Source organism: Streptomyces sp. NPDC017056 (assembly GCF_044332485.1).
In the GTDB taxonomy this organism is placed as follows: domain Bacteria; phylum Actinomycetota; class Actinomycetes; order Streptomycetales; family Streptomycetaceae; genus Streptomyces.
The window spans coordinates 361773-372731 of sequence record NZ_JBIRPD010000009.1; the positions used below are offsets into that span (position 1 = coordinate 361773).

The 10959-nt window shown below is 72.2% G+C and carries 8 protein-coding genes; 7 read left to right on the forward strand and 1 reads right to left on the reverse strand.

Features of this window, described 5'->3' with window-relative positions; all coding sequences use genetic code 11:
* The first annotated feature begins 93 nt into the window (after positions 1-93).
* The 6 genes from ACH4OW_RS19060 (at position 94) to cimA (ending at position 7188) form a co-directional block, all read left to right on the forward strand.
* The gene (locus ACH4OW_RS19060) at positions 94-600 is read left to right on the forward strand and encodes an ATP-binding protein (RefSeq protein WP_398029092.1); all 507 of its coding nucleotides are present in this window, start codon (positions 94-96) and stop codon (positions 598-600) included.
* A gap of 165 nt (positions 601-765) precedes the next feature.
* Complete coding sequence (locus ACH4OW_RS19065; RefSeq protein WP_398029065.1) at positions 766-1815, forward strand: agmatine/peptidylarginine deiminase; 1050 nt, start codon at positions 766-768, stop codon at positions 1813-1815.
* A 16-nt stretch (positions 1816-1831) separates the two neighbouring features.
* Entirely contained in the window at positions 1832-2452 is a 621-nt protein-coding gene (locus ACH4OW_RS19070) for a TetR/AcrR family transcriptional regulator (RefSeq protein ID WP_360136533.1), read from the forward strand.
* A 139-nt stretch (positions 2453-2591) separates the two neighbouring features.
* Entirely contained in the window at positions 2592-3851 is a 1260-nt protein-coding gene (locus tag ACH4OW_RS19075) for a TolB family protein (RefSeq protein WP_398029067.1), read from the forward strand.
* 95 nt (positions 3852-3946) lie between these two features.
* The gene (locus tag ACH4OW_RS19080) at positions 3947-5260 is read left to right on the forward strand and encodes an MFS transporter (RefSeq protein ID WP_398029069.1); all 1314 of its coding nucleotides are present in this window, start codon (positions 3947-3949) and stop codon (positions 5258-5260) included.
* 317 nt (positions 5261-5577) lie between these two features.
* Positions 5578-7188, forward strand: coding sequence for a citramalate synthase (gene cimA, locus ACH4OW_RS19085; protein WP_398029071.1), 1611 nt, complete (start codon positions 5578-5580; stop codon positions 7186-7188).
* A 92-nt stretch (positions 7189-7280) separates the two neighbouring features.
* Here cimA and ACH4OW_RS19090 read toward each other — a convergent pair whose 3' ends face one another.
* Positions 7281-7913: a YceI family protein gene (locus ACH4OW_RS19090; protein ID WP_360136529.1), complete on the reverse strand. Its 633-nt coding sequence runs from the start codon at positions 7911-7913 to the stop codon at positions 7281-7283.
* 233 nt (positions 7914-8146) lie between these two features.
* Between ACH4OW_RS19090 and ACH4OW_RS19095 the strand changes: the two genes are divergently transcribed.
* Positions 8147-10582, forward strand: coding sequence for a polysaccharide lyase 8 family protein (locus ACH4OW_RS19095; RefSeq protein WP_398029074.1), 2436 nt, complete (start codon positions 8147-8149; stop codon positions 10580-10582).
* Positions 10583-10959 lie beyond the last annotated feature (377 nt).

Consider the following 10959-nt stretch of genomic DNA (forward strand, 5'->3'; position numbering starts at 1 on the left):
TGGGCTGTCCCCGCAAACGCCCGCCGACGAGGGGATGCCGAGTTCCCGATGAATGCGAAAGACCTGCAGCGCTCCGGTCATCAGCGATGGAAGATGCAGTTCACGGCGAAGGCCAAGTGTGTATCACTCGCTCGCCGCCTGATCGGCAAGGTCCTTGACGAATGGGGATACGCACAGGATGACGCTGCGCGGGTCCTCTTGGTGTGCAGCGAACTGGCCACCAACGCCGTTCAGCATGCCGGTGCCCCCGGTCACCTGTTTGAGGTACGTGTGGAGGACGAGGGCGTGGCCTGCCTCATCGAAGTCTCCGACGCCGGTCGCCGACCGCCTCGGATGAGGAAGGCCGGAGAAGAGGCCGAGTGCGGTCGCGGGCTGTGGCTCGTGTCCGTACTCGCCGAAGAGGTCGGTGATCGTCCGCGCAGTCCTCTGGGCAAGACCGTCTGGGCTCGTGTGTCTCTTCGAGCATGCAGGGGACTCGATGCTGTAGGCGGGCAGATCCCGCCTGGGCCCAGTATCGACTCCGCTGCCCAGTACGTGATCGATGGCGAGGCTTCCGAGGACCCGTCACCTCGAAAGCCCAGCTCACAGTTTGAGTGCTGACCAAGAGGTATCTACCGACTGCTTCAAGTATGGGTTGACGTAGGGAGATCAATGGTTAGAGTGGCGCTCTAAGTAGCGGCGGCCGACGTCGTGCGCAGGCCGCGGGGCGGTCCGGACGGGGGCTGCCCCGCCTTGCCTGCTCTCGCACCGACCCCGGAGGACCCCATGACGACCCCCGCCGCCGACGGTTTTCGGATGCCTGCCGAGTGGGAGCCGCACGAGCGGACCTGGATGGCCTGGCCGGGGCCCAACGCCACCTTCGGCGAGGAGGGCGGCGCGGGGCTGGCGCGGGCCCGGGAGGCATGGGCCGCCGTCGCCCGGGCCGTGCGCCGTTTCGAGCCCGTCACGGTCGTGGCGGGGACCGGGCAGGGGGACGGGGCGCGGCGGTTGCTCGGGCCGGACGCCGAGGTCGTCGAACGGCCGCTTGACGACGCGTGGATGCGGGACATCGGGCCGACCTTTCTGACGGACGGGGAAGGGCGGCTGGCCGCGGCCGACTGGGTGTTCAACGGCTGGGGCGGGCAGGACTGGGCGCGTTGGGAGCGGGACGCGGAGATCGGCGGGTACGTGGGCGGGCTGGCCGGGGCCCGTACGTACCGCTCGCCGCTGGTGAACGAGGGCGGCGGGCTGCATGTGGACGGTGCGGGGACGGTGCTGCTGACGGAGACCGTGCAGCTCGATCCCGGGCGCAATCCGGGGCGTACGAAGGAGGAGGTCGAGGCGGAGGTGCACGCCTGCCTCGGTACCACGAAGGCGCTCTGGCTGCCGCGTGGACTGACCGCCGACTACGGGCGGTTCGGGACCCGCGGGCACGTGGACATCGTCGCGGCGTTCGCCCGGCCCGGCGTCGTCGTCGCGCACACCCAGCCCGACCCGGCCCACCCCGACCACGAGGTGTGCGAGGAGATCGTCGGGCTGCTGCGCTCCGCGACGGACGCGCGCGGCCGGCGGCTGGAGGTGGTCGAGGTGCCCGCGCCGACCGTGGTGGAGGCGGACGGTGAGCCGGTGGACTATTCGTACATCAACCACTATCTGTGCAATGGCGGTGTGGTGCTGTGCGGGTTCGGCGACCCGCGCGACGAGCAGGCCGCGGAGATCTTCCGGCGGCTGTTCCCCGCGCGGACGGTCACGCTCGTCGACGCCCGTACGATCTTCGCAGCGGGTGGCGGGATCCACTGCATCACCCAGCAGCAGCCCAAGGTGGGCACCGTGTGACGTTCTGGAGGTTCCCGTGCCCGGACCGGCCCGCCGACCCCGGCAACGGCTCACCCGGCCCCGCGAGCAGGTGCTCGCCGCGGCCATGGCCACCATCGCCGAAGCGGGCCTGGACCGGCTGACCATGGCCGGGCTGGGCCGCGAGGTCGGCATGAGCAGCGGGCACATCCTCTACTACTTCGGTACGAAGGACGAGTTGCTGCTCCAGACCCTCCAGTGGAGCGAGGAGCAGTTGGGAGCCCGGCGGCGGGCCGCGCTCGCGCGCCGTGTTCCGGCGCGCGAGCGGCTCGACGCGCTGGTGGAGCTGTACCTGCCCGAAGGGCGCCGCGACCCGCGCTGGACGCTGTGGCTGGAGGTGTGGAACCGCTCGCAGTACGCGGACGACGCGGCCCGCGAGCGCCAGCTCGACCTGGAGCTGGCCTGGCACCGCGACCTGGTGGCGCTGCTGGCCGAGGGCGCTTCGAAGGGCGAGCTGCGGGCGGTGGACGCGGAGCGGTTCGCCACCCGTACGCGGGCGCTGCTGGACGGGTTCGGCACGCATCTCGTCGTCGGCCTCCCGGGGCTGGACCGGGAGCAGGCGCTGCGGCACGTGCGGGAGTTCCTGGACGAGGCGCTGCTGCCCGCGGCGGGGGAGTGACGGCCGGCCTCGGACGCCCGGGGCGCGGCCCAGGTTGTACGGAAAAGAGCGCATTGACCCTGTCGCCGTTGATGCGGTTGTATCCCCTGGCGCTCCGGCGCAGGGCCGGAGGCGGATGTTTCCGGGGGGAAGCATGGGCGTGCGGACAGGCAGCGGCAGACGGGCGTTACCGGGGGCCGTCGTGGCCGCCGCGCTCGTCGGGGCGGTGGCCCTGAGCGGAACGGGCACACCCGCGGCGGCGGTGGGCGGGCACGGGCCCCGCACCGAGCGGGTGAACACCGCCCCCGACGGCTCGGAGGCGGTGGGCGGCGGTTCGTTCAACGCTGCGATCAGCGCGGACGGCCGCTATGTCGCCTTCGACTCGGAGGCCGGCAATCTGGTGCCGGGCGACGACAACGACGGCCCCTTCGTGCGGGACGTCTTCCTGCGCGACCGCCGCACCGGCGCCACCCGCCGCCTCAACGCCCCGCTCGGCCGCGGCAACGCCGACTTCGCCACGATCAGCGCCGACGGCCGCTACGTGGCCTTCAACGCCGAGACGAACGGCACGTACCACGTCTACGTGTACGAGATCCGCACCGGCCGCCTGGAGCGCGCCGACCTGGACATGGACGCGGGCTTCACCGGCGGCGAGACGCCCTCGCTCAGCGCCGACGGCCGCCATGTCGCCTACGTGGGCAGGCAGGGCGCCGTCCCGCCGGAGAAGGAGGAGCTCGGCCGGATCTACGTACGCGACCGCAGGACCGGGACGACGCGGCGCGCCAGCAGGGTCCCCGCCAAAGAAGGGCGCGGCTACGACTCGCCGCGCATCAGCGCCGACGGCGGCAAGGTGGCCTACCGGGAGCGCAGCCGCCGCGGCGGCGGCCCCGGCGGCGAGCGCGACTGGGCCGACATCTACCTCGCCGACCTGCGCACCGGCGAGCAGCGGCAGATCGACACCACCGCCGACGGGCTGCCCGCCACGTCCGGTTCCACCGATCCGCTGCTCAGTGCCGACGGCGGTACGGTCGCGTTCAACTCGTCCGCCAAGAACATCGTCCCGGTGCCGGACGAGGCGCGCTCCTACGCGTTCGTACGAGACGTCCGCACCGGCGCGATCCGGCGGGTGGACGGCGTCCACGGCAACCAGTACGCCGACGCGGACGCGATCAGCCCGGACGGCCGGCGTCTGCTGCTGCACTCCTACGGCGTCGAGTACGGGCTGTACGCCAAGGATCTGAGGACCGGGAAGGAGGCCCTGGTCAGCCCCGGCACCGACGGCAGGCCCAGGGCGGCCACCGCCGGGCCGGACGCGATGACACCGGACGGCCGCGCGGTCGTCTTCGAGTCGCACCTCGGCGACCTGGTCGCGGGCGACACCAACCACGAGACCGACGTGTTCCTGCGGCACGTCCGCTGAGGGGCGGGCGCGCGCATACGCCGCAGGTAACGAAGCGTGATCTTTGCTCGCCGGGCCCTTGCCGCGGCGGGCCGCGTCGGCGACCGTGATCCGTCATGGGACGAGAGCAGTGGAAGAAAATCTGGGTCGGCTCGGCCGGCAACATGGTCGAGTGGTTCGACTGGTTCGTGTACGCCAGTTTCGCGGTGTACTTCGCCGACTCCTTCTTCCCGAAGGGCAACGACACCGCGAACCTCATGAACACCATGGGCATCTTCGCGGTCGGCTTCTTCATGCGGCCCGTGGGCGGCTGGCTGCTCGGCCGGGTCGGTGACCGCCAGGGCCGCAAGGCCGCGCTGACCCTCACCGTCACGCTCATGTCCGCCTCGGCCATCCTGATCGCCGTCGCGCCGACCTACGCGGTGGCCGGGTACGGCGGCGTCGCGGTGCTGCTCGTCGCCCGCATGCTGCAAGGGCTCTCGGTCGGCGGCGAGTACGCGGCCAGTGCGACCTACCTCACCGAGGCGGCCGCGCCCGGCCGGCGCGGCTTCGCCTCCAGCTTCCAGTACGTGTCCATGACGGCGGGCCAGCTCCTCGGGCTCGGCCTCCAGATCGTCCTCCAGCGCACCATGTCCGAGGAGGCGCTGCACAGCTGGGCCTGGCGCATCCCGTTCATCATCGGCGCGCTCGGCGCGGCCATCGTCTTCTACCTGCGGCGCAACATGCTGGAGACGGAGGTGTACGCGCAGGACGACAGCGCGCACAGCGACCCGGCGCGCGGCACGGTCAAGGCGCTGTGGGCCCACAAGCGCGAGGCGTTCCTCGTCATCGCCCTCACCATGGGCGGCACCGTCGCGTACTACACGTACACGACCTACCTCACCAAGTACCTCTCCGGCAGCGCCGGGATGGCCAAGCCGACGGCCTCGCTGGTCAGCTTCTGCGCGCTGTTCGTCTTCATGTGCATCCAGCCGCTGGCGGGCAAGCTCTCCGACCGCATCGGCCGCCGCCCGCTGCTGATCACCTTCGCGGTGGGCTCGACCTTCCTGACCGTGCCGATCATGACGCTCCTCCAGCACGCGGGCAGCTTCTGGCCCGCGCTCGGCCTCTCGCTGCTGGCGCTGCTCGTCGTCACCGGCTACACCTCGATCAACGCGTGCGTGAAGGCGGAACTCTTCCCCACCGGCATCCGCGCCCTGGGCGTCGCCCTCCCGTACGCCATCGCCAACGCCCTCTTCGGCGGCACGGCCGAGTACGTGGCCCTGTGGTTCAAGAAGGGCGGCATGGAATCGGGCTACTACTGGTACGTGGCCGGTTGTGCGGCGGTCTCCCTGATTGTCTACATCACGATGCGTGAGACGAAGACGATCGACCTCAACCGGGTGAAGCAGGCCGAGGAGACGCACGTTTCCAGCCCGTCCGGAGTCTGAGGACACCGTGCGGGCCACCCCCGGTGGCCCGCACTGTGAGACGTCCGCACGCCTCTCGGAGGCTTATGGCAAACTGCCACCCATGCTCTCGTTCGCCATGATTATTGGCAGCAGGCGCGCCGGTCCGCAGTGACCACCCGTACCTACCGAGTACGGCGTGGTCGCCGTCGTCCCAGACCCGCGCGCAGACCTCTCGCATCCGCGAGGGGTTTTTTCGTTTCCGGCCCACCCGGCACCGGCGGCGAAGCGCGAGGGCCACGAGGGGGCGGTGGAACCGGTATTCCGGTAAACCGAGACCCGACAGGAGCCAGACCAGCATGACGGACGCACCCGAACCCTCCTTGCCCGACGACTTCCACGTCTTCGACACGACGCTGCGCGACGGCGCCCAGCGCGAGGGCATCAACCTGACCGTCGCCGACAAGCTGACGATCGCCCGGCACCTGGACGACTTCGGCGTGGGCTTCATCGAGGGCGGCTGGCCCGGCGCCAACCCCCGGGACACCGAGTTCTTCGAGCGGGCCCGTACGGAGATCGACTTCCGGCACGCCCGGCTGGTCGCGTTCGGCGCCACCCGCAAGGCGGGCGTGCGGGTCGAGGACGACCCGCAGGTCGCGGCCCTGCTGGAGTCGCAGGCCCCGGTCGTCACGCTGGTCGCCAAGTCGCACGTGCGGCACGTGGAGCTGGCGCTGCGCACCACGCCGGAGGAGAACCTCGCGATGGTGCGGGACACCGTCGCGTACCTGCGCGAGCAGGGCCGCCGGGTCTTCCTGGACTGCGAGCACTTCTTCGACGGCTACGCCCTCGACGCGGACTACGCCAAGCAGGTCGTACGGACCGCGAGCGAGGCCGGCGCCGACGTCGTGGTGCTCTGCGACACCAACGGCGGCATGCTGCCCGCGCAGATCACGGCCGTCGTGCGGACGGTGCTCGCGGACACCGGCGCCCGCCTGGGCATCCACGCCCAGGACGACACCGGCTGCGCCGTGGCCAACACCCTCGCCGCGGTGGACGCGGGCGCCACCCACGTGCAGTGCACCGCCAACGGCTACGGCGAGCGGGTCGGCAACTCCAACCTCTTCCCGGTCGTGGCCGCCCTGGAGCTGAAGTACGGGCGCCGGGTGCTGCCAGCGGGCAAGCTGGCCGAGACCACCCGCGTCTCGCACGCCATCGCCGAGGTCGTCAACCTCACGCCGTCCACGCACCAGCCGTACGTCGGCGTCTCGGCCTTCGCGCACAAGGCCGGGCTGCACGCCTCCGCGATCAAGGTCGATCCCGACCTGTACCAGCACATCGACCCGGCCCTGGTCGGCAACACCATGCGGATGCTGGTCTCCGACATGGCCGGCCGCGCCTCCATCGAGCTCAAGGGCAAGGAGCTGGGCTTCGACCTGAGCGGCGACCGGGAGCTGGTCGGCCGGGTGGTGGAGCGGGTCAAGGAGCGCGAGCTCGCGGGCTACACGTACGAGGCCGCCGACGCCTCCTTCGAGCTGCTGCTGCGCGAGGAGGTGGAGGGCAAGCCGCGCCGATATTTCCAGGTGGAGTCCTGGCGGGCGATCGTCGAGGACCGGCCGGACGGTACGCACGCCAACGAGGCGACGGTGAAGCTGTGGGCCAAGGGCGAGCGGCTGGTGGCCACCGCCGAGGGCAACGGCCCGGTCAACGCGCTGGACCGGGCGCTGCGCGTCGGCCTGGAGCGGATCTACCCGGAGCTGGCCGGGCTGGAGCTGGTGGACTACAAGGTCCGCATCCTGGAGGGCCGGATGGGCACCGGTTCGATCACCCGCGTGCTGGTCTCCACGAGCGACGGGCAGGGCGAGTGGTCCACGGTGGGCGTCGCCGAGAACGTCATCGCGGCCTCCTGGCAGGCCCTGGACGACGCGTACGCGTACGGCCTGATGCGGGCCGGGGTCGAGCCGCAGGAGTAGCCGCCCGGGCGCGGAAGAGGACCGCGGCCCCGCACCGGTCTCCTTGGGGGAGGAGCCGGTGCGGGGCCGCGGGGCTTACAGGAGCCTTCGGCTCAGGCGGCGGCCTTGACCGCGGAGATGTCGAAGGTGAGCTTGACCTTGTCGCTGACCATCACGCCGCCGGCCTCCAGCGCCGCGTTCCAGGTCAGGCCCCAGTCGGAGCGCAGGATCTCGGCGCTGCCCTCGAAGCCGACGCGCTCGGCGCCGTACACGTCGGTGGCCGCGCCCTGGAACTCCAGGTCGACGGTGAGCGGACGGGTGACGTCCTTGATCGTCAGGTCGCCGGTGACGCGGAAGGTGCCGGCGTCCACCTGCTCGGCGGAGGTGGAGCGGAACGTCATCAGCGGGAAGGCGTCGGTGTCGAAGAAGTCGGTGCCGCGCAGGTGGGCGTCGCGGTCGGCGATGCCGGTGTCCACGGAGGCGGTCTCGACGTCCAGGGCGGCCGTGGAGCGGGCCGGGTCGGTGCCGTCCAGGTGCAGCCTGCCCTCGTGGCTGCCGAAGGAGCCGCGGACGTTGGTGACCATGGCGTGCCGGACGGTGAAGCCGATCCGGCTGTGGGCCGGGTCGACCGTGTAGTCGCCGGTCAGCGCGGCGAGTGCCGGGTCCGCTTCGAGAACGGCGGTGGCACGGGCGGTGGCGCGGCCGGCGTCGGCGGTGGTGCTGCGCTTGCGGTGGAACAGAGCCATGGCTCCTCCTCGAAGACGGGGTGGGCGAGAGGTTTATTTAACCTTCAACGAGATCGAGCGTAGCGCTATCTAGTTCAAGTTTCAACATTCGGCTCTCGGGGGAGTGATGCGGAGGTCCCGCGGGCGGATGTGTCATGGGCATTGTCGGGGTGCCGCGGCCCGTGCTAGACCGTCGGACACCGTTCAACCAGGCCGTATCCGTACGCAGTTGACGTTCACGGAGAGGAGGGACCGTGCCGCCTCCCCCCGTCTGGTCCCGACGCGGATTCCTCGGCTTCTCCGGCGCGGGAGCGCTCGGACTGGCGCTGGCGCCCGCGCTCGCCGGGCCCGCGCACGCCGCCGACGACCCGTACGAGACCCTGCGCCGCCGCTGGCTGGGCATCCAGCTCGGCACCGGCTTCGACCCCGGCGCCGCGCCGTACGCCGCCCGCCTCAAGGAGACCGGCGAGCTGGCCCGCGGCTTCCGCGCCGCCATGCGCCCGGACGCCGGCTCCCTCTGGCCCGACAGCCCCTTCGACCCGCCCGCCGGCATCACCCGCAGCTACGGCCGGCTCGCCACCATGGCCCAGGCGTACGCCCAGCCCGGCACCGGCCTGACCGGGGACGCCGGCCTCGCCGCCGATGCCGTCAAGGGCCTGGACCACGTCCACGACGCGGTCTACCACTCCGGAACCACCCGGTACGGCAACTGGTGGGAGTGGCAGATCGGCAGCCCCCGGCTCCTCCTGGACACCGTCGCGGTCCTGTACGAACAGCTCGGCGCCGACCGGCGGGCCCGGTACCTGGCCGCCGTCGACCACTTCGTACCGGACGCCATGCTCGGCGACTACACCGGCACCAGCACCGGCGCCAACCGCGTCGACCTGTGCCGCGTCGTCGCGCTGCGCGGCATCCTGGGCCGCGCCCCGGCGAAGATCGCGCTGGCCCGCGACGCCCTCTCGCCGGTCTTCCCGTACGTCACCAAGGGCGACGGCCTCTATGCCGACGGCTCCTTCGTCCAGCACACCTGGGTCGCCTACTCGGGGACCTACGGCTTCGTCCTCCTCGACGGACTCGGCCGCCTCTTCGCCCTGCTCGGCGGGTCCGAGTGGGCCGTCACCGACCCCGCGCGCCAGATCATCTTCGACAGCGTGGAACACGCCTACGCGCCCCTGCTGTACAACGGCCTGATGATGGACAGCGTCAACGGGCGCGCCATCAGCCGGGGCCGCCTGCGCGCCGACGAGCGCCGGGTGCTGCGCGGTGACCACTTCCACGGTCACGCGCTGGTCGCCGCCGTGGCCCTGCTGGGGGAGGGGGCCGGGGCCGAGGCGCGGGAGCGCTGGCAGGCACTGGTCAGGGGCTGGATCCGGCGCGACACGAGCTACCCGGTGCTCGCCGACCGGCAGTTCGACGTCGCCGACCTCGCGCGCCTGAAGACGATCGCCGACGACGGCGGTCCGGCCGCGCCCGAGCCCGTCGGCCACCGGCTCTTCCCGGCCATGGACCGGGCCGTGCACCGCCGCCCCGGCTGGGCCGCGGGACTGGCCATGGCCTCGCGCCGCATCACGTACTACGAGAACGGCAACGGCGAGAACCCGCGCGGCTGGCACACCGGCGCCGGAATGCTCTACTGGTGGGGCCGCGACTCCGGCGGCGACCAGTACACCGACGCGTTCTGGCCCACCGTCGACCCGTACCGCCTGCCCGGCACGACCGTGTCCGCCAAGCGGCTGGCCGACAACGAGGGCGGCGGCTGGGGCGCGCCCAAGCCCGCGGCGACGTGGGTCGGCGGGACCACGGACGGCGAGTTCGCCGCGATCGGGCAGGACGTACGCGGCCTGTCCGCCACCCTGCGCGCCAAGAAGTCGTGGTTCTGCGTCGCGGACTGCGTCATCTGCCTCGGCGCCGGCATCACCTCCCGGGACGGCGTGCCCGCCGAGACGATCGTGGACAACCGCAACCTCGGCGCGTCGGGAACGCACGTGCTGACCGTCGACGGCGTACGGCAGCCCGCGGCACCCGGCAGGCCGCTGTCGTTCCCGCGCGCCCGCTGGGCGCACCTGGCGGGGCACGGCGGGTACGTCTTCCCCCGCCTGCCCGGCGCGGGCGAGGGGCCGGTCCCGCGCGCGCTGCGCGACAGCCGTACCGGCTCGTGGAGCGACATCAACACCGGCGGCTCACCCGACCCGTACACCCGCCGCTACCTGACCCTCTGGTTCGACCACGGCACCGACCCGGAGGACGCCGCGTACGCGTACCTGCTGATGCCCGGCGCGGGCCCGCGCGCCCTCGCCGCCCGTGCCGCCGACCGCCACTGGCTGGCCGTTTTGGCCAATTCCGGTGCCCGGCAGGCCGTCGCCGTCCCCTCGCTCGGCCTGGTCGCCGCCAACTTCTGGGAGGCCGGTTCGGCGGGCGGCCTGACCGTCACGGCGCCCGCGAGCGTCCTGGTGCGCGAACGGCGGCAGCAGGCCGCGTACGGGCACCGGGGTGGCCCGATCGCGTCACTGTGCGTGGCCGAGCCGCCGCGTACGGGGGTACCGTTCGAGGTCGTCTGGGACCGCCCGGTGCGGGCCGTGCTCACCGCCGACCCCGCCATCGAGGTCCTGGAGACCGCGCCGTCCCTGCGGCTGCGGGTCACCCCCGGCACCGCCTGCGCCACGCACACCTGCACGGTCGCCCCGCGCTGACGCTCCCGCCCGGTCGGCCGCGCCCGTGCCGGAGCCCGGCCGACCGGTGGACTGCCACAACGTCGCACCGGCGCGTTTTGTCGGGCTCATACATACCGCCGGGGGTGCCGCGCATGCCCCGGAGCCCGGTCGTGGGCCGCGTACAGGCCGCTTCTGTCTTGCCTGCCCACCAAATCGCTTCCGACGTTGTACGAAACCGACATCGGTTCTGGGGGGTCCGGCCACGTACCGTCGATACATGACCACTGTCGAAGATGCGCCCGCCGAGGCGAACGACGCCCGCGGGCGGGTCGCCGAGCTGCACGCCATCCGTGAGCAGGCCCGGCGAGGCCCCAGTGAGCGGGCGACCGAGGCGCAGCGTGCCAAGGGCAAGCTGA